General features: G+C 43.7%; 22 protein-coding genes. 17 read left to right on the forward strand and 5 right to left on the reverse strand.

From position 1 onward, the window contains the following. Position 1: 1 nt before the first annotated feature. Positions 2-1,309 carry a hypothetical protein gene (locus QT987_RS02875; protein ID WP_333142759.1) on the forward strand — a complete coding sequence of 436 codons (1,308 nt, stop codon included), beginning with the start codon at positions 2-4 and terminating at the stop codon, positions 1,307-1,309. A gap of 599 nt (positions 1,310-1,908) precedes the next feature. Here QT987_RS02875 and QT987_RS02880 read toward each other — a convergent pair. After that, complete coding sequence (locus QT987_RS02880) at positions 1,909-2,055, reverse strand: hypothetical protein (RefSeq protein ID WP_015211800.1); 147 nt, start codon at positions 2,053-2,055, stop codon at positions 1,909-1,911. 225 nt (positions 2,056-2,280) lie between these two features. Between QT987_RS02880 and QT987_RS02885 the strand changes: the two genes are divergently transcribed. Then, positions 2,281-2,784: a hypothetical protein gene (locus tag QT987_RS02885; protein ID WP_333142758.1), complete on the forward strand. Its 504-nt coding sequence runs from the start codon at positions 2,281-2,283 to the stop codon at positions 2,782-2,784. Between the two features lie 219 nt (positions 2,785-3,003). After that, positions 3,004-3,471, forward strand: a complete 468-nt coding sequence (locus QT987_RS02890) for a hypothetical protein (RefSeq protein ID WP_333142757.1) — start codon at positions 3,004-3,006, stop codon at positions 3,469-3,471. Here QT987_RS02890 and QT987_RS02895 read toward each other — a convergent pair. Beyond that, entirely contained in the window at positions 3,461-3,682 is a 222-nt protein-coding gene (locus tag QT987_RS02895; protein WP_333142756.1) for a hypothetical protein, read from the reverse strand. The genes QT987_RS02890 and QT987_RS02895 overlap by 11 nt on opposite strands. Positions 3,683-3,992: 310 nt before the next feature. Between QT987_RS02895 and QT987_RS02900 the strand changes: the two genes are divergently transcribed. From QT987_RS02900 to rppB, 6 genes are all read left to right on the forward strand, one after another. Continuing rightward, entirely contained in the window at positions 3,993-5,048 is a 1,056-nt protein-coding gene (locus QT987_RS02900) for an acyltransferase (protein WP_333142755.1), read from the forward strand. 89 nt (positions 5,049-5,137) lie between these two features. Further along, a complete protein-coding gene (locus QT987_RS02905; protein ID WP_333142754.1) occupies positions 5,138-6,172 on the forward strand; it encodes a C39 family peptidase in 1,035 nt (344 codons plus the stop codon). 165 nt (positions 6,173-6,337) lie between these two features. Further along, on the forward strand, positions 6,338-6,814 hold the full coding sequence (locus QT987_RS02910) for a DUF2808 domain-containing protein (RefSeq protein WP_333142753.1): 477 nt from the start codon (positions 6,338-6,340) through the stop codon (positions 6,812-6,814). Positions 6,815-6,910: 96 nt separating this feature from the next. Then, a complete protein-coding gene (locus QT987_RS02915) occupies positions 6,911-7,384 on the forward strand; it encodes a hypothetical protein (protein ID WP_333142752.1) in 474 nt (157 codons plus the stop codon). Positions 7,385-7,497: 113 nt separating this feature from the next. After that, on the forward strand, positions 7,498-7,968 hold the full coding sequence (locus tag QT987_RS02920) for a DUF2808 domain-containing protein (RefSeq protein WP_333142751.1): 471 nt from the start codon (positions 7,498-7,500) through the stop codon (positions 7,966-7,968). Between the two features lie 225 nt (positions 7,969-8,193). Beyond that, on the forward strand, positions 8,194-9,579 hold the full coding sequence (gene rppB, locus QT987_RS02925) for a two-component system sensor histidine kinase RppB (protein ID WP_333142750.1): 1,386 nt from the start codon (positions 8,194-8,196) through the stop codon (positions 9,577-9,579). A gap of 450 nt (positions 9,580-10,029) precedes the next feature. Here rppB and QT987_RS02930 read toward each other — a convergent pair whose 3' ends face one another. Then, a complete protein-coding gene (locus tag QT987_RS02930) occupies positions 10,030-10,419 on the reverse strand; it encodes a DUF2834 domain-containing protein (RefSeq protein WP_333142749.1) in 390 nt (129 codons plus the stop codon). 143 nt (positions 10,420-10,562) lie between these two features. Between QT987_RS02930 and QT987_RS02935 the strand changes: the two genes are divergently transcribed. The 8 genes from QT987_RS02935 to QT987_RS02970 all read left to right on the forward strand — a co-directional run bounded on the left by QT987_RS02935 (position 10,563) and on the right by QT987_RS02970 (position 18,364). Next, positions 10,563-11,429 (forward strand): helix-turn-helix transcriptional regulator, encoded by an 867-nt coding sequence (locus QT987_RS02935; RefSeq protein WP_333142747.1) that lies wholly within the window; start codon positions 10,563-10,565, stop codon positions 11,427-11,429. 255 nt (positions 11,430-11,684) lie between these two features. After that, the gene (locus tag QT987_RS02940) at positions 11,685-12,023 is read left to right on the forward strand and encodes a hypothetical protein (protein WP_333142746.1); all 339 of its coding nucleotides are present in this window, start codon (positions 11,685-11,687) and stop codon (positions 12,021-12,023) included. 1,117 nt (positions 12,024-13,140) lie between these two features. Further along, positions 13,141-13,650, forward strand: coding sequence for a hypothetical protein (locus tag QT987_RS02945; RefSeq protein ID WP_333151769.1), 510 nt, complete (start codon positions 13,141-13,143; stop codon positions 13,648-13,650). Continuing rightward, a complete protein-coding gene (locus QT987_RS02950) occupies positions 13,647-14,333 on the forward strand; it encodes a hypothetical protein (protein WP_333147759.1) in 687 nt (228 codons plus the stop codon). The genes QT987_RS02945 and QT987_RS02950 overlap by 4 nt, the downstream gene beginning before the upstream one ends. An 895-nt stretch (positions 14,334-15,228) precedes the next feature. After that, positions 15,229-15,630: a plasmid mobilization protein gene (locus tag QT987_RS02955; RefSeq protein WP_333237092.1), complete on the forward strand. Its 402-nt coding sequence runs from the start codon at positions 15,229-15,231 to the stop codon at positions 15,628-15,630. Positions 15,631-15,695: 65 nt separating this feature from the next. Then, positions 15,696-17,294 (forward strand): relaxase/mobilization nuclease domain-containing protein, encoded by a 1,599-nt coding sequence (locus tag QT987_RS02960; protein ID WP_333237094.1) that lies wholly within the window; start codon positions 15,696-15,698, stop codon positions 17,292-17,294. Positions 17,295-17,637: 343 nt separating this feature from the next. Next, the gene (locus QT987_RS02965) at positions 17,638-18,018 is read left to right on the forward strand and encodes a hypothetical protein (protein ID WP_333237096.1); all 381 of its coding nucleotides are present in this window, start codon (positions 17,638-17,640) and stop codon (positions 18,016-18,018) included. A 70-nt stretch (positions 18,019-18,088) separates the two neighbouring features. After that, entirely contained in the window at positions 18,089-18,364 is a 276-nt protein-coding gene (locus QT987_RS02970; protein ID WP_333237098.1) for a GIY-YIG nuclease family protein, read from the forward strand. A 239-nt stretch (positions 18,365-18,603) separates the two neighbouring features. On the opposite strand, the gene QT987_RS02975 is transcribed toward QT987_RS02970, so the two are convergent. Both QT987_RS02975 and QT987_RS02980 read right to left on the reverse strand, forming a co-directional pair. Continuing rightward, positions 18,604-18,852: a hypothetical protein gene (locus QT987_RS02975; protein WP_333237100.1), complete on the reverse strand. Its 249-nt coding sequence runs from the start codon at positions 18,850-18,852 to the stop codon at positions 18,604-18,606. Beyond that, positions 18,824-19,651, reverse strand: coding sequence for a Fic family protein (locus tag QT987_RS02980; RefSeq protein WP_333237103.1), 828 nt, complete (start codon positions 19,649-19,651; stop codon positions 18,824-18,826). Before QT987_RS02980 ends, QT987_RS02975 begins: the two co-directional genes overlap by 29 nt. Between the last annotated feature and the right edge of the window lie 21 nt (positions 19,652-19,672).

Below are 19,672 nucleotides of genomic sequence, written 5' to 3' on the forward strand. Positions count from 1 at the left end.
AATGACCTTAAAGGCTTCTCCAAGTCCGTCTAAAATCGGTCTGCTAGATTTATGGCGGCAATTTATTCCCCTCTCCCTCAGCGATGTGGCAATGGCTTTTGGCGATCCGATGATGACGGCTGCCCTAGCTCATTTACCCGATGCACGGGTGAATTTGGCAGCCGTGGGCATTGCCAAAGCCCTCGCGGTCTTTTTTGAAAGTCCGATTATTATGATTCTGCACGCCTCGAATGCCCTTGCACCGAATGGGCGATCGCGTCGCGCCTTGTGGCGATTTACGCTTTTAGCAGGCGGCGGACTGAGTGCGTTACTGTTGCTGCTGACGCTGCCGTTTATTTTCGCCACGCTGGGGGGGACGCTGTTAGGAATTCCACCCCAATTGCGGCAGACGGTGCAGACTGTGTTGACGTTAATGTTTCTCTGGCCTTTGGCGATCGCGTGGCGGCGTTATTTTCAAGGATTGCTCATCCACACAGGTCATTCTCAGGCGGTTGCCAAAGCTAGCATGGTTCGTTTGTTAATTGTAGCCCTAACGTTATGGGGCGGATTTGTGTTGAAAATGTCAGGCGCAGTGCTGGCGGGGACTGCTTTGATCGCGGGGGTTCTCTCAGAGGCGCTGGTTGTAACCATTGCGGCGCACCGGCTAGGAGCCACTCGTCTGCCTCGACCCATTGATTCTGAGTTAAAGCTACCCACCAATCTCAAAAGTGTGTGGAATTTCTACTGGCCTTTAGGCTCTTCAATGTTAGTAGTCTGGGGTGGACGTGCTGTCCTGGTGGGAATTATTGCCCGCGCCCAAGACGCTAATATTGCATTGGCGGCTTGGCCTGCGGCTTGGGGATTGGTTTTGGTGATTGCCAATGCGACTCGCATGGTGCAACAGGTGATTATCAAAAATCGAGATCGAGTGAGCGATCGCCAATTAATTGCATTTGCTCTCAGTGTGGGTGGATTTTGTTCGCTACTGTTGTTTTTAGGTAGTACAACGCCATTTGGGTTGCAGGTTGTGCAAAGTTTTATCGGCAACGATGAAGCCCTGGTTGAGAGTATCCGTCCCGTATTGCTGTTGTGCGCGTTTGTACCCCTTCTGGTGGCGGTGCAAAATGCTACTCAAGGTTTTTTGGTCGGGGCAGGTCAAACCAAAGGTCTGAATTATGCAACTTGGATTGGCACGACTATATTGCTTTTAGTTGCGTTCGGTGCAGTTCAGCTTGGGGCATCGGGTGCAATTGCGGCTGCGAGCGCGATGATTATTTCTTTAACAATAGAAGTATCCTGTCTCGCGTTCAATTTACGCAAACAATTATAGCAACCGCCAAGGCTGCGCCGGACGCAAGGCGTAAGACATCCTCGATCGCATGGAGTAAACCATCAAAATTTTGAGAGATCGCTAATCAGTATTTACTTCTTGGCATCATCATTAGTTTCTCCATCGCCGTCCCTTTAATTGTCGATTACAGTTGGCGGGGTTGTCACCCCGCCAGGGTGTTATACTATCTCAGCACTTACTTGTGTGCACACTATATGTAGTGTGCACACAAGCAAGATCGCACTATTCGAGAAGCAGGGTAAAAGAGCAATTAGAAAACTAGCTACCAGATTTGATGTGAGTAAGTATAATTGTTGAACGACTTTTTAGTAGCTGCTGTTCTAAGGATTCTGTTCCAAATTTTTTCATAGCAGTTTTAGGCAAGTTTGAACCCAATCATTATAGTGATAGCCACTTTCAGTTTTGTGTAGTGGTTATAGTCATCCAATTTTTCGATAAAATACTCTATCTTGTCCAAAATAATATTGAAAAAAAAAGCAGCAGTCACTCAAAATTGAGATCGTGCTGCTGTCGGATATTCTCTTGCTTATCCCTGTTAAAAATCCGTGAGGTAATCTACACACCGGGGAAAATAAGGATTATTTATCGCAATTAGCTTGAGGGCAGTCAGGAGTAGGAGTAGTACAGGGGCCGGCGGCAAAGACAACCGCGGCTGTACCTGCTGTCAGGAGAACTGCCGTCAAAGCTGCAAGAGTGAAGCGTTTAGTCTGAGTTGCTTTAATCATGAATTTTTACCGGGGAATCTAGGATCGAAAAGTTTCTTTGGGAAACTATATATAGCATAAACCCTCAAGTCGGCTATAGAGTCAAGGGGGGGAAAGATTAAAAATGATAAAAATATTGAATTTCCGAGGTCACGATCCGAATACCTGTATGAAAGTCTGAAGATTTCATCCAGATTTCATTTTTGGGTGTCATATTCTAATTATTGTACCCAAAAAATAAATCGAATGAAAGCGCTCAAGTCAAGCTTAGTTATTCTAGGCAGTGTCGGATTGCTGTTTTTGGGAGCTTGCAGCAAAAGCGACCAAGGAACCGGCCCAAACAGCAGCCCAACATCCGCTCCTGTTGCCTCTCAACCTAATACTTCCAGTTCGGCCGCTTCTCCTGCAGCATCTGCTAAAACAGAACCTCCCAAACCATCTAAAGGAGGTCAAGTTGTCGAGTCTGGACCTTACCACCTAGAACTTTTAACTCTGAAAGAGGATAGCGGAACTCACTTAGATCTTTATTTGCAAAAAGGCGATACCCACGAACCGATTCCTAATGCAAAAGTGACGGCACAAGTGCAGTCTCCGAATGGAGAGCAGCAAACGCTGGACTTCAAATACGATGCTGATGGCAAACATTACGCCGTTGTATTTCCAGGCAAAGATGCAGGAAGTTATCCCGTGAAAGTGACTGCGGATATTAACGGAGAAAAAGTTGACGGTCGTTTTAGCTTCAATCAATAGAATGCAAGTTTTCTTACAATTGATCGGAAATCCCCTAAAATGATTTAAACACAGGATAAGCAGCACAGCTTTCTCGCAAAATGAATAGTCTAAATTACCAAGATTATCCGGTTGAGCGAGGAATAGAAGGAATAATCATTTAGATGCTCTAGCATTAATGAAAGTCAATGCTCGGAAATTTATAAGAGTACAAAATCCCTAATCAAACGAGGAAAGACCATGAAAACAGTAAAGTCAGGTTTAATTATTCTGGGTACTGTGGGGCTAATATTTTTGGGAGTTGGAAGTAACAACAGCCAAGCTGCTACTTCAGCCAACAGTTCTGCCGTCTCGTCTTCAAAACCCATTACAAGAACAGAGATAGCCGCCGCTCAAAACAAAGGCGGTCAAGTCGTTGAATCAGGGCCTTATCATTTAGAGTTGGTGGTCGAGAAAGAAGCCACTCAAACTCACCTGGATTTCTATTTGCAAAGAGGCGACAACCACCAGACAATACCTAATGCGAAGATAACCGGTCAAATTCAGATGCCCGATCGCACTCAAAAGACTGTTACCTTCACTTATGACCAGAAAGACCAGCACTATACAGCTTTCCTGCCTGGAAAAGTTGTAGGTCAGTATCAGATGAAGATTACTGCTGATATTAACGGTCAAAAGGTAGACGGTCGATTCACCTTCACTCGGTAGACTTTTTAGTAGGTTGAATCTGCGGTTGACTGGTTGACGGGTTGCTGGCGGGCTGTTTGTTGTCGTGACCAACTAATGCCCGCCAACTTCCGTTTAGAAAGAAGAAAGCAGCCATAGGCACAAGGCAACACGCCAGCATTGCTATCCCCATACCCATCCATAGGAGAATTGGGTTTTTTAATTTTTGCTCGCTCATTTTTATAAGTTTCATTCTGTCATTTTCACAGTAGGGTAATTCGGCAATTTTATGATAGCATACCGGATTGCTGTCAGAGATGAGCTATTTACCTGCACTATAAGTCGCATCAATATTAAAATTTTCATCCTGATTTCATTTAGGAATGTAAACCTTAAGTTGAGCGCGGTTAAACGCTGTCTAATCAGAATGTAACGTTTCTGGTGTTGCACCCGCCAAGTAGTAGGGATACGTCACTGCCCGCAGGTGTCAACTTAAGACTGAAACCCTTGACAAATATCGTTTGCAGCCGAGTGTGGCTACCATCACTACCCCTGTTTTTACAATGCAAAAAGCATCTACTAGGTTTGCTGAATTCGATTTAATCAGAGCTTTGGCGATCGTCAGTGTTGTGATTATTCATGCTGGTTTTTTGTCATTACCCGATCGCAGAATTCTATTTATTTCGATCGATACACTCCAGCTTTTCTGCGTACCTGCATTTTTACTGATCAGCGGTTTTTTTCTTACCAACAAGCTTGAAAATCAAAATAACCCGACGCTGATATTAAAGAAAAGGCTGTCGAGAATTATACCGCCCTATCTTTTTTGGTCAGTAGCCTTCTACATTTTAAATAATTTGGGCAACCTCAAACGATTTGATTTACTTGGATTAGTTAGAGATGTGCTGACAGGTTCTGTGCTGCCCCCCTATTACTTTATAGTTGTGATTGTTCAATGCTATTTGTGGTGGTGGATTCTAGTTAAATTAAAATTTTTTGAGCCCCGAAAAGTTTTGGCTTTGGGTTTCACCATTCAAATAGCTTTTACCATAGTCTTTTACTTAGTTGCTTTCAAATACTTACCTTCCATACCTATACCGCTGATAGAGCGCTGGATTTTTAGTTGGATTTTGCCGTTTTCCACTGGTTTAGTTCTTGGCAGTTGCTATGACAACATTCAAGGATACCTTCAGCGCCAAAGAATGCTTATTTTAGCAGCAACTATCTTGTTCTATCTAGCGAGTATTTGGGAATTTTACCTACTCAGTGAAGTGAATTCGGATGCCTGGTTTGCCCGATCGTTTTTTAAACTATCTACTCAAGGATACGCAATTTGGTTCGTACTGTCGATATTGGCATTTTCTCAAAGCATCATACTTCCCAGTAAACTATCGAAATTAGTCAAAATATTGGCGGCTTACTCCTTTCCTATATACCTGCTAGATGTGATGGTAGTAAACTATGTTAATTTAGCGTCTTATAAATTTATGTATTCTGCCGAGCCACTGCTCAAGCTCGGAGTTTTAGTGACGGTAGATTTGCTAGTTTGTTTTGGGATTATTTACCTGTTGCAAAAACTTTTACCCAAGAATTACAGTCAGTACATTCTGGGAATTTAATCTGGATTTACGCAACATCCGTGGGGGCGAGGCGATCGAAAATGGGGAAATGGGTTTAACATTTAGTTCCAATATTCAATAAATTAATTATGAAACTCCAAAACATTGTAGGAACCAATAAGAAAGTGGATGTAAAGGCGATCGCTGCCGATAAAGAGCTAACTCGCCAAATCCAAATTCGTCTCATCGACTTAGGTTTGCTAGACCCTCCAGCCAACGGCATCTTTAGTCCAGTCTCTACTGCGGCTCTCAATCGATTTCACAAGCTGATTCAGTGCACTGATGAACCAGGATTTATCGGAGCAAAAACAGCCGAGAAACTTATTGAAGCCAAGCCATCGGATCTCAAATTTCCACCTCCTGTCCTCAAGATAGTTAATGAGACAGTTCTCAAGGCTAGACCTATCTATGCGTTAAATTTATCAGATGCAGAGAAACAAAAAATTGAAACGGGGAAAGTATTGGAGCTTGTCTCTTATGAAATGGTTCGCGATCACATCCGAGTAGCTTTGCGAAAAGATTCCTTTAAAAATTCTCAAATCTGGTATGTCTATAGGTCGCACGTCCAAATTTTACAAGAAGGAAAGGTAATTTATCCAAAAACTAAGCCTAAGAGCTTTCAACTTGCTAATTTTCCTTACAAATACCAACTGGATAATTACTATAATCCGACTGGTGCTTGCAATGTCACATCAATGGCAATGTGCTTGCAGTTCCTCAACAAACCGCGCCGGGACACGATCGGTCAATTTGAGGACGAACTCTACGCATATGCACTCAACAAAGGTTACAGTCGCTGGAACCCCTACGACTTGGCAAAAATTGTCAGAGAGTATGGTGCTCAAGATACCTTTAAAGAGAATGCGACCTTTGAGGAAGTTAAAGATTGGTTAGTAGATGGAAACCCAACTGTCATACATGGCTATTTTACTTCTTTCGGTCATATTCTGCCCGTAGTTGGATATGACGAAACTGGCTTGATTGTTCACGATCCTTATGGAGAATGGTTTGCTAGCGGGTATAACAACAATGCCAATGGAGCTTATCTTCACTATTCCTATGATTTAATCCGTCGCGTTTGTATGGCAGATGGAAATTTCTGGGTTCATTTCATTTCCAAGTAAGAGAGTAAAGCGCTTGTTTGCTATTAAAATTCACCTCTCACTGGTTCATATTTCATCTTGATTTCATAATTAGCTGTCAATCTAGTTAATAAGAAGCTAACTCTTCAAATATGAATGTTGAAGTAGGTTGGCGTACTGTACTTAATTTCCTAGAGAGTCAAAACTATGAGAACACTCATTTACGGTGCTGTATTTGCTCTGTCAGCCGCAGTTTTAGTTCCTGCTGTCCATGCGAGCACCAGAACAGGCGCCGAGAATTTTCCTCACATTGATAGTTCAGTACAATTTCCGGAAACTAAGGCAAGAATCGTCAGGCATACTTTCCGGCTACACATTCCTCAAGGAACTAGGGCTATTTCTCAATTAAAAATTAGCGTTCCTGCGGGGTTAACTGTCAGGGATGATATCAGTATATCTGACGATTCAGGTCAAAAAATTGACACTAAGGTTTCTGTCAACAGCAATCAAGTTATACTAACCTTCTCCCAACCTCTTTCTCCCGAAAACACAATCAAAATTACCATGAATAAAGTAATAATTTCTGGAGTTTCTAACGCTTGGATGTACCAACTTACTGCTACATTAGTTGGCGACAATACAGACATTCTCCTCGGTATAGCACGGGTTCGCAGCTATCAATAAAAAAATCAGGTGTTACGGCCGATCTTTCATCCTGGTTTCATCCATACGTATCAAACTAAGAAATAAGCCAAACGTTAGTTTTCAAGGAGTGCAGTCGTGAAAAAATTAATTAGCATTAGTGCAGCATTTGCCCTAATTATTGCCTCTTCTATCTCCGCAGCAAAAGCAACAGGAATACCGGGAGATTCCCAATCACCTCACATTGTCGGAGGCCGTTCCTATCCTGACTACCCAACTTGGAGAGCCTTCCACGATTTTGACGTTCACGTTGAGGGAGAAGCCATTTCAGAACTATCAATTCAGTTGCCCTCACTGCGAATCAAGGGTATTGAAGTAAGCAGGCAATCCGGTGAAAAGATTGAGGCAACAACTTCTGTTAAAGGTGGAAAAGCAATGGTAGTTTTCTCCAAACCTGTAGTTGCCGGGACTGTGCTGACAATTTCTATGCTTGAGGTTGAGGCTTCCATCTACCCGCGTAATTATATATACCGCGTTTATGCCAAGAAAGTGGGTCAGAGTTCAGACAGTAAAGTTGGTACGGCCAATATTCAAACTCTCCCACGGTGGTAAATGCTTTTGGAGGTTAATTTCCTAAGCGACTGACATCTTACCTGGATTTATTTCAGGGCTTTTAGACCCATTAATGCCGAGTCCATTGAGTTAATTATTTGAGGAGCATCGCCATGAAAAAGTTAGTTTACGCCACTGCATTCACCTTCTTGTTGTCATATAATGCCCCCGCTACTGTTGCGGGAGGAGCGATGCGAAATGCTAATATTTCTCACCTGATTCACAGCGGAGCCCATCCCAATAGCGCTCGCTTTCAGGGTGCTACTCATCATTTTGAAGTTCACGTTCAGGGAAAACCTCTTTCGGCACTTACAATTGATTTACCGGATGATGTGAAAATGCGTAGCGGAATTGACGTAACAAATCAATCTGGTCAAAAAATCGAGTCTCAAGTTTCTGTTAATAACCGAAAAGCGACAGTGGTTTTCTCCCAACCTGTTTCTCCTGATACCACCATATCGATTGATATGCGGGGCATTCACACTCCTGGTTACAGTCGGAGTTGGATGTACGCTATCTCTGGTAAAATGGCGGGAATAAACGCAGAAGTACCACTCGGTACAGTTTTAATTCAAACCTACTAAAGGTAGCTGGCAGTTAGGGATTTTAAATTGCAATTAACTTGAATAAATTCGAGAAAATTGCAATTTAAAATTTGCTATTACTTAAAGGCTAAAAGCTGAAAAAGTCGGAAGAGTGCTATCTTTTGTTGCTCAATTTTTGAAACAATTTACTGCAATAAATGAGAGTTATGTCCTGACCAATTACCTATTAACACTTTAACACTTACCAATTACCTATTAGGAAAGATGAATCAAAATAAACTATTTAATCGGACTCGCTGGAAATTAGCCATTTCCTATGCAGCAGTAATGGGTTTGATTTTAAGCTTGTTGGGATTTGGTGTATATAGGGCGATCGCCCACGCTCACTGGGTAGCCCTAGACCGGGAATTAGAATCGGTAGCGGGAACGCTACATGACAGCCTAGAAATCAAATTGCAGCAGCCCGGACGCCTGGAACCAATAGTCAATGAACTTTTGCCCAACCTCCGCGTAATTGGAGTTAACGGCATTAAAGAACAGTTGCCAAGCCGCCATACTTTAAGCGCTATCAACCAAAGCTATTACTATATCCGTTTATTTGATAAGTCAGGAAATTTGATTGCTACAGCAGGCGCTTATCCCAAAGAATTGCTAGGGACTTTTAACTCACAACACTGGCAAACCATTACTGACAGCAAAGGCAATATTTATCACCAAATTTCTGTATCACTGCATACTCAAAATCAGAAAAATTGGGGATACTTTCAAGTGGGGCGGAGCTTGCAAGACTTCAACGATTATCTCAGTACAGTCAAATTAGTTTTAAAGTTGGGATTGCCTACTGCGTTAATCTTGGTAGGCTTTTCTAGTTGGTGGCTGGCAGGATTGGCAATGAAACCAATTTATGCTTCCTACCGACAAATTCAACAGTTTACAGCGGATGCCGCTCACGAACTACGAACGCCTTTAGCCGCCTCTCAAGCGACAGTAGAATCCGGGCTGTTGATGTCTGAATTGGATGAAAAAGAAGCGCGGGAAATTTTGCGAACTGTAGAGCGCCAAAACCGCAGATTGACTCAGTTAGTGGCTGATTTGTTGCTGTTGGCGCGGATGGATAATCAACCGATACCCGATCGCCCTCAATTGTGTTGTTTAAATGACTTGGTTAGCGATTTAGTCGAGGAATTGGCAGCAATGGCGATCGCCAGAGAGGTAGCGCTAACATCGGAATTGCCGGTGCATCAGCCATTGACTATTATTGGTGATTCTAACCAGCTTTATCGCTTAGTTTTTAATTTAATTGTCAATGCCATTCAATACACTTCACCTGGTGGCAAAGTAACGGTTATTTTAGAAAAAAATGACCATTTAGTTGTGATTCATGTTCAAGATACAGGGTGTGGGATTGCAGCAGAAGATCAAAAGCAAATTTTTGATCGTTTCTATCGAGTTAACAGTTCACGCGATCGCGTTACTGGCGGCTCGGGATTGGGATTGGCGATAGCGCAAGCTATAGCCTTAGCACATGGCGGTAGCCTGACTGTGCAAAGTAAATTGGGTACGGGTAGCATTTTCACACTGCGATTTCGAGAAAGAAATGCGGCGTTGATGAATGATGCCATGAATCATGGAGTAATCGGCACATCCTAGAACTTGGGCGTTGGGCGTTGCACATTTATGGTATGATGGACAAATATACTTAACTAACTAGGGCTTGCTCAATAAGTGGTTCAAGTAAACACTGTATGGGTTTTCGGACGAAGAAAGGTAGTAATGTGCAGGAAAAACAGGTGAAATAGATCAAAATCCCTGCATTACCATCTGCGAGCATATACATAAAAGCGGAACTTTATCTTCTCCCACCCTTGGAGTTTGAGCTAGCCAACGGATACAAAGAGGTTTTTCAAACTTGACCACACATGATTTTTTAGGGTCTATAGCTTGTGCAATTATCTTTGATAAGTCGCTCCTTCAATCCTAGGTTTTTAAGCATGGTTTTCTTCCCCTTCTTCTTTCCATTATTACTCCCTTTACTCGACCATAAAAACTGTTGGTAAGACGATAACGCGGAGCTGTAGTCAGAAAGTCTTTACGTAGAGCTTAATGCTCAAACTTTAGGGTTTCTAACGCTCGTTCGCGCCAATATAAAAATAAAGGCAAAGCACAAGATACACCAATGCCAAAAGTAGCGACAACGTAAACAAACAACCAGCGACGAGACAAACCTAATCGCTTTAGCTCAATAAATGAAAAACAGAAGAAGACATCTGCACAAATGAGCAAATCTATTGCTACGGCAGAAGCGACATGATTAGCGAACGCATTCTGGAAAAATAAATCGAGATCAAGACCATTCTGGAGAAAGAACTTCAGCAGAAAGCTCCAAGGCGCGATCGCACCAATAATCGTTAGCAGCAGATAAAGCGATTGGGTTGACAGAAATTTTTTGGATGTAGGTAGTTGCCGCTGTAGATAAGTTGCATTGGACATAGGTTCACTTTCCTTTTGTTATCAGCACTTCAACAGGGACTTGGTTTGGCGAAGCGTAAAAGTTCGTCATCAACCCTGTTGCTCTGATTGTCACCCTCCGAGATAATATAAACAATTACCTACGAGGTAATAAGGATAGTAAAATGGCGAGCGCTTCAACCTCAACGCAATCAACTCCAAACCGAGACGCATCCTTTGGGAATCTGCTCAAACACTGGCGCAATCAACGCGGTTTGAGTCAACTCGATTTGGCTTTAGCTGGCAATGTCTCTCAGCGGCATATCAGCTTCTTAGAATCAGGCAGAGCTAATCCCAGCCGGGATATGGTACTGCAACTGGCGGCTGTGCTACATGTTCCTCTGCGCGATCAAAACATCATGCTCACGGCGGCGGGCTTTGCGCCGATTTATTCCCAAAGCGATTTATCAGCGCCTGAAGTTGAACCGATCCGCAAAGCCATAGAGTTTATCTTGCGCCAGCAAGAACCCTATCCGGCATTAGTAATGGATCGTTATTGGAATTTAATCCAGAGCAATACAGCCGCGCAACAGCTTACCAATTGGTTAGTTCATCCAGAGAAGCTGCAACACCATTTCTGCATCAACGGCAGGATTAATCTGATGCGGCTGATGTTTCATCCTCAAGGGTTCAAGCCGTTTGTGGGGAATTGGGAAGAAATTGCTAGCCATCTGATGCAACGGGTGTATCGAGAAGCGTTCGTCGATGGACATAGCGACGAATCTATGGCTCTTTTTCAAGAACTACAAGCTTATCCAGATGCCCCCCGCTTGTGGCAGCAATCTCTACCCCGCACCTGGCAACTACCCTTGTTGACGGTACAGTTTGTCAAAGACGGACTGAGCCTTAACTTATTTTCGGCGATCGCCACGTTAGGTACTCCTCATGACATCACGTTGCAGGAACTGCGGATTGAAAGCCTGTTTCCGGCAGATGAGGTGGCGCAAACCAATCTTGCAAATTTTTACAGGGATACACCGGCACCCCACTAGAGATGGGTACTCCCCAGAAAGCCGGGGCCGGTGGGCTAATATGGGCACACATATCGTTAGCGCACTCAATGCCGAAGTATTCCCCTGAAACAGTCGAGGCCATCTTAGAAACCATCCGCACAACGGGCAGCGCGTGAGCCGGTCGCCTAATGAGTGTCTGGTTGCTCGCGCGTCGCTTCGATATTAGGAAAAAGCCCTATCCTGATAAATCTTTGTTGATATTAAACACAGAACAAAATTACAAACATCAACAAAATGGTTACTAACAAGACACACATCGCCGTCTCTCTAGACCTGGGAACCAGCATTCCCAGCAGTGTACGTGCAGCAGATGCAAGCAACCTCGTTCTGAAAATTAGGCACGAAAACGAATTAGAAAAGGTACGGGCTCAAAATCAACAGTTGGTGGAATTTCGATCACAAGTTGAGGCCACGCAGGCTGCGAGCGAAAAGCTGAAGGTTCAACAGGTTCAACAGTTGGTGGAATTTCGATCACAAGTTGAGACCACGCAGGCTGCGAGCGAAAAGCTGAAGTTTAATGACAGGCGTTTTGGTAGCTACAAAACCTGGCAGTCATTCCGCATCCTGTCCTAGTTAGGTCGATCGCCAACTCTCTAGCGTCTGTCTCATCTCCTGACCTAGCAGTAGCACTTCTAAGTCCTAGATGGGTAAATTTGATTTCCTTGACCTAATTGCAACGATCACAGACGCTCTCGCCATTAAGACACCGTATTAGGGTCTGCTCTTAACCTGCCTTCATACCAACAGTTTAGCCGATTGCAAAGCGCGAGTCCGACAACAGCAATTTATGCAACTGCCAAGGCTGACATAACGGCTGCTACGCTGCCAATTTTTTCGCACTTCTGAAATTTGATTTTTAATTCAACTTACCATACCGTAACTTGACTATTAAGTCAATTCACTTGTTGTTAAAAACGCTAAAAAATAGCTAATTGTTGTGGAGCGCTAAAGTCAGGGATTTGCAGTATAAAGTCAGGCGTTTGCAGTATAAAGTCAGGCGGAAAGCAGGTATTTGCAGGGGGTGCACTTTACCTGCAAATGCCTGTAAATATCCTGCAAATGCCTGACTTTTTCGGTCAAATTACTGCTTTTTTGTGCTCTTCGTGACTTTGCTTGTTGAGGCTGCTTTTGGCTGTTCTCAATCGGTAGCAAGCAATGGTTTTGCGATCGCAAACCATGATTAATGCGTGCAGAAAAAAAATAATACACCCTGATGAATGGGGCATCCTAGGTGTCAAGCGACTTGATTTTTACCCGATATCCAACTGTGCTGATTGCACGAACATTGCTCCTGCTGTTGTGGAGACCCTTGTGACAGCATCGGCGTCAATTGCCCCAACTGTCCCGATCGCACGCTTAGCGGAGCGAACCTCACTCGCTCTCTTGTAAACTAAATTTTATGCCTGATAGGAAGCTAGGAAAAAAAGTGAGGAACAGTCGTAGCAATAGCAATGTTGGGAGATATATTTATACCGATACCGGTAAAGGAAAGTTCCGGCTAAGTTTTCTGAAACTTATAGTGCGATCGCTCCTACCTACAACGGCTTCAAGCGGCCGGGGCGAGCGCTGTATTGGCTACATGGCGATTGCCCTTCAACGAACGCCTCGCAGTAAATTAAAGTCGCCACACCTTAATTATTCGCTATTCGCGAATATAGAATAAAGGAAACAATGCGCTCGCTCATCCGCTATGCTAAAACCCCAAGATATCCTTGCAATACTCAAAGTCCACAGTTGGGATTCAACGAACTGGACGTACAGTTCTCTCGCTCAAAGCTTGGGCATGAGCGCATCAGAAGTTCATGCTGCCCTTGAGCGTTCTGAAGCTGCGGGTCTGTATTATGGCTCCGAGCGGAAAATTTTGAAGCAAGCGGTGTTGGAATTCTTGGTTCACGGGTTGCGCTATGTATTCTACGCCCAGCCAGGCCCCCTCTCGCGGGGATTGCCAACTGCACATTCTGCTGAGCCGTTGAAAAGCAAGCTGGTTGCCTCACCGTCTGAGGTTTACGTCTGGCCTGACCCTCAAGGTGTCGTGAGAGGGCAGGCAATCGCGCCTCTGTACCGCTCAGTCCCCCAAGCTGCCAGTAACGATCCAGAACTCTACGCCTTGCTCAGCTTGATTGACGCTATTCGAGTTGGTCGGGTGCGGGAGCAACGTTTAGCCGCTAGCGAACTTGAAAAGAGGATCGTCGCTCTATGAATCAGCAGATATTCATGCTGGAAACAGTCGCCCGGATACTCTCTCAAGTACGCACTACCATCGTCTTCACAGGAGGAGCAACGATATCCCTGTATCTGGACGAAGTGGCTGCTCCTGACATTCGACCTACCGATGATGTTGATTGTGTTGTCGAAATCATGTCCAGAGCTGAATATTACAACTTCTCGAACTTGTTGCGAACCCTTGGGCTTCAAGAGACTACAGAATCAGGTGCACCCCTATGTCGCTGGCAGTATGAGGGCATTTCAATTGATGTCATGCCGTGCGACTCCTCTGTATTAGGGTTTTCCAATCGCTGGTACAGGCCGGGCATTGCTAACTCTATTCGCTACCAACTTCCAAGTGGTAGGCAAATCCTAATTTTTTCAACGCCTTATCTCCTCGCTTCCAAAATAGAAGCTTTCATGGGTAGAGGCGGGGGTAACTTTTATTTTAGTTCTGATATTGAAGACATTGTGGCACTGCTTGACGGGCGTTTTAGTTTGTTCGAGGAAGTGCAACAAGCTGACTATGAAGTGAAAGCATTTTTATCAGGATGGTTTCGAGCCGAGCTTGCAAATCTGTGCGAAATCGCGCCTGCTTTCCTCTCACCCGTTGCTAAAAATTCAGGTCGCACTCGCTTGCTCTTGCAAAGAATTGAAAGGCTGGCGATGGTAGTTTAGTAGTTAACTGCTAGCAATAGACAGCAGCGGACACTCGATCGAGGTAAGCCTTACACTCGCGAACAGCCTCAACGGAACGCAAAAACCAGATAGTCCAGCCTCAGCTTTATTGCTGGCATAGTGGGTACTACACTACAAAATCACTTCATAAATTTTAGCTACCTGCCAATTTTCTCACACTTGCTCAACTTGATTTTTTATTCAATTCCGATGCCACAACTTGACTATTAAGTCAATCCACTTGTTGTTAAAAACGCTAAAAAATTAGCTAATTGTTGCGTCAGCTAAAGTCAGGGATTTGCAGTATAAAGTCAGGGATTTGCAGTATAAAGTCAGGCAAGTGCAGGTATTTGCAGGGGGTGCACTTTACCTGCAAATCCCTGTAAATATCCTGCAAATGCCTGACTTTTTCGGTCAAATTACTGCTTTTTTGTGCAGAGACTGCCTTTGCTGGTTGAGGCTGCTTTTGGCTGTTCTTGATTAGTAGCAAGCAATGGTTTTGTGATCACAAACCGCACTTTTACGTGCAGGAAGAGAAATAATGCACCCTCCTTTTACGGAAGCCTAACCGTAAGGTCGGGTTTAATACTTTCTTTAGCTTTAATGACAACTGTAACTATTTGTACTACGATTTAAGCTGAATATTCTATAGCTCTAAGAAATTAGAGGGAGAAAATGCTTCAAAAGCAATTCAACAAGCTCATCACTTATTCAAGTGCGATCGCACCTAAATCCACTATTCTCTCCAAATAAAGAAAATTATAGTCAGTCTCTACCTTAATAAACTGTCTAAACAGCCCTCTCCAATTGGGGGGGATAAAATCACCTGAATAGCGCTTGTCGATTACAGTTGTTAACTTGTATCTTGGGAAAAGGTTTTTACTGATTAAAAACTATGAAGACTTTACCGGAAGCCAAACCTAGAGAGCTGCTATCCAACCATATTCACATTCGCCTAACTGACTCTGACTACAATCAAATTAAAGCCAGAGCAGAGCAAGTAAATTTAAGCATGAGCGACTTCATGCGCCGTGCAGCTTTGAGGAGAACCATGCCGCGCCCTCTAGCTGCATTTGACTTGAAAGCCTATCAAGTGTTATGCAAGATTGATGCCCAACTTAGAATTGCAGGAAACAACCTCAATCAGATGGCTAAAGCTTGCAATAGTGCTGTGGCATTGGGAGAACCAGTTGTTGTCAATACAGGACTCTTAAAAAGCGTACAGCAACTCATTCGAGAGAACCAAGCTACAATTAAAACAATAGTTGCAAACCTCGCCAAATCTACAGTACGCTAATTATTAACAAGCCTGGGCTTTACCGCCTGAGCAATCGATTCTGTGCAACTGACGGCTTTTCGGTTATGATTGGCAAACAAATCAAAGGTACAGGCTTTCGGGGCTGTCTGAACTACGTACTGGGCAAAACAGACGCCACTCTAATTGGCGGTACTATGTGCGGACAAACTCCAGAAGAACTCGCTGCTGAATTTGCAATCGCCCGACAACTAAGACCTAACCTGAAAGTAGCAGTTTTTCACGCCACTTTATCTGTCGATAGCACCGAAAAACTAGAAGATTCTGAAGAAAATGACCAACGCTGGCTGGCGATTGCAGCCAACTACATGAAAGCTATGGAATTTGACAACAACCAGTACGCAGTTGTCAAGCACAGCGATACAGAACACGACCACATCCACATCGTCGCCAGTCGCATTTGCTTAGATGGAGGTGTTGTTGACGATAGCTGGGACTATTACAAAAGCCAAGAAACTATTCGCCAGCTCGAACGGAGTTACAGCCTGGAAACTGTTACACCCAGTTGGGAAACAGACAAGCGAGCTCAGACTACAGGAGAACACAGGCAATTAAAAAGCAAGGGAAACAAGAGCGTCAGGGTGCAATTGCAAGACCTAATTGATGAAGTTACCCAAGACAACCCAAGTATGCCAGAATTTGTTGAGCGATTGCAGCAACAAGGCGTAGAGGTACAAGTCAGATTGACTCGAACTGGAATCGGCTTGAGTAAAGGCATTTCTTACAATTTAGATGGAGTCGCTTTAAGTGGCACTCAGTTGGGTAAAGCCTACACTTTTTCTGGATTGCAGAAGCATCGAGGCGTTAGCTATGACCAAGGGCGAGATAACGCCCTAATTGAGGCTTTAATCCAGCCACAACACTTAGCTATCGCCCCCAGTGAGGCAGAGGAAAATGAGTTAGAGTTGTCACAATCTGAGCTAGCAGCAACTACACCTGGAACTCCTGCAACAGCAAATGAGTTAGAGTTGTCACAATCTGAGCTAGCAGCAACTGCACCTGGAACTCCTGCAACAGCAAATGAGTTAGAGTTGCAATTATCAATCCTGCCTGAAAGGAATGAAACTCAGTGGGCAAGAGTGCGCTCGCATCTAGCAGTCGAGTACAGTTTACCTTTAGAGTTACTCGATTTATTGCACTCTCATTCTTGGTTGTATGCCGGCTCAGAAAAGGCTGTGTTTACAGGACGGACGCTTGACGGGGAAGCCAGCTTCGCTTTTGTTCTCGATGAAAGAGGCAACTTTACTACAACCCATCCCCTGTCATCTGAAGCTGCTTTCTGGGTAGCCACTACCGGAGAAATTGAGCGAGCTGTGATTGCTGGTAACCCAATCGAAGCCCTTTCACTTTTGCTTATTGAACAGGATAACTCTACAACAGCACCACCCACAATTTACCTAGGAATTGAACGAGCTTCACAACTACCTATACAATTCTTACAAGAACTCGATTGCGTTATTATAGCGATTGCCGAAAATTCTCAGCTCGCTCGAAATGCGATCTCGTTGCTACCGGATGCAGAACTTGTCAATCCACCGTCAAGTTGGAATGATATCTGGATACAATTAATTGAACAAGAACAGCAAACTCATAAACAAAATCACCAACAGCATAAACGGCACACCCAAAACCTCGAACTGGATTAGTTATTGCCACTTAAAAATTTGATTTTTATTAAATAAAAGCGCTAGCTAACAAATTTCCTGGTTGCGACATAAATTACTGGGTAGTTCTGGCCTCTCAGGGTTTTGATAACGGTGGGTCAACCGTTTTATCCCCCCAATTATTCTTACCAGGCAGGAATACCAATTACTGATATTGCTGCCACTAATTTTGACAGCTTTATTAACGTATTTATCAACTATTTTGGCGTAACTATTAAGTAAATTGAGGCCGTGCTTGCTCAAATAATTTGTGAGTCAACATGGGTAAAAATAAATTATTTATACATTTTATCGTACTCACTAACATTTACGAAAAAACAAATTTATGAGCGCTGTCGCGCCCAAAAATAAAGCATCGGAAAAAAAAATGGAACTATCGCAAACCTACACCTATTACTTCAATAATTTAACCTGCGTCCACCAAACAGAAAACGAACTGTACATCATGGGCAAGGAAACAACACTTGTACTGAATTTTCAACAAACAAGCTATCAAACGCTCGACAAAATAATCCACGCTCTGCGACTTGTGAGAGACAAAAAAGTCCTAGACAGAAAGTCAATTATCGAGCAAGAGCTGCTGGCCTTAAACTTCCAATTCCCTCTCGAAAGCAGCAACGGCAGCAACAACGACAGCAACAACGACAGCAGCAATGGTAGCAGCAACGGCAGCCACAAAAACTGCGAGCTAAAAATCGACTGGTAATTCAATTATGCCGGAGAGACAAGTTTGTTTCTCCGGCAGCCAATAGCAAACATTAAAACCACATTCAAAAATGGCAAACACAATAGCAGGATATGTATATCTCCTGCACTTTGAGCAGCCGATATGTCCGACTCGTCCGTCTCAACACTATGTCGGCTGGACTAAAGATTTGGACGAAAGGCTTTATCAGCATAAAAAAGGCAGAGGGGCTAAGTTTTGCGGCGCAGCCCGAGAACGCGGAATAAAATTTGTTCTGGCAGAATGCTGGGTTGCAGACAAAAGTTTTGAGAGAACAATCAAGAGGCAAAAGAACCACAAACGCTTCTGCCCTATTTGCAAAAATTGAAAGGACAAATCAGCTTTTTTGTAGGAAATGCAATTCCAATAGGAGGAAATATAACAGTTTTCAAACATTATCAGATACAATTGACCGATTGACCGATTGACCGATTACCTTTTTTCCATTACCAAGAAGTTAATTTCCCGGTCTACACCGCTTTCATTAGCTTGCATAAATAGTTAGAACTGGGTGTTAGGTTTTGTACTTCAAGTCAACCTCCAGTTGCTTGTGCGTAATTCCTGTATCTATTGCTTTCGCCAATGCGCCTCAACTCCTCGTCCCCGACATTCCAAACGCCCAGCATCCCTTTCCTGCCGCAATAGACGGCGAATCAAATCAATTCCCACTGTCGGACACCGTTCCTGCAATTCCCTAATAGAGAATTCTTGAGGCAAATTGTTAATCGCATCCAATACGATCGCCGTTTTAGTTCCTTTTGCGGATGTAACATATCCTACCCGCTGCTCAAACTCCCGATAAGCTGATAGCAGCATGACTCCCAAGAAATACTCCCACGCCTGGTAACAGGTTATGCTGCCCTTCATGCCATCCTTGGGAAGATTGGTAAAGCGTATCGTAATAGCTTTCCTTAGTTCTCTCCACAATCCGTTCTAAGCTAATAAATCGCCCCACCTCATAACCGGCTTTGTATAGCAGCAACAAAGTCAGCAACCTTGCCATCCGCCCGTTTCCATCTAAAAATGGATGAATGCACAAGAAATCCAAAATATAAGTTGGAATCAGCAATAAAGGTTCTATCTCGCCCGATTCCCAGAGGCGATTAAACCGTTCTTGCAGGCGTTCCATTGCCGCAGGAGTAGCATAAGCGGGAGTAGGTTGAAACCTCACCACTTTAGTTCCATCAGGATAAGTAGCGCTAATTTCCTTATCCACTGTTTTCCAGCGCCCGCCTGTATTAACAGCAAATTGGTAAAGGTCGCGGTGCAGTTGTAAAATGACACCTGTACTAAAAGGAATGTGGGTATAACTGGTGTGAATTGTAGTTAGCACGTCCCGATAACCCGCAATTTCTTGTTCTGAACGATCGCGTGGCGTTGTTTTTTCAGTTACTAATTTCTTAATCCGTTCTAGTGGCACAGTAATGCCTTCAATGCGGTTAGAAGATTCGGTACTCTGAATAACCGCAGCTTGGCGCAAAGTGCCTAAAACTTGTGGGGCTTGTTGTTTAAATAACTCCTGCTTTCCCTTGTACTCTCCAAGCAAACGAATTGTTTGCAGAAGTCTTTGGTTGAGCTGTTGACTTTCAATGAACCCCTCTTCAAATGACAGCATATCTATTTTATCTCCCTTTTA

The organism is Microcoleus sp. SVA1B4 (assembly GCF_036700545.1).
GTDB lineage: Bacteria > Cyanobacteriota > Cyanobacteriia > Cyanobacteriales > Microcoleaceae > Microcoleus.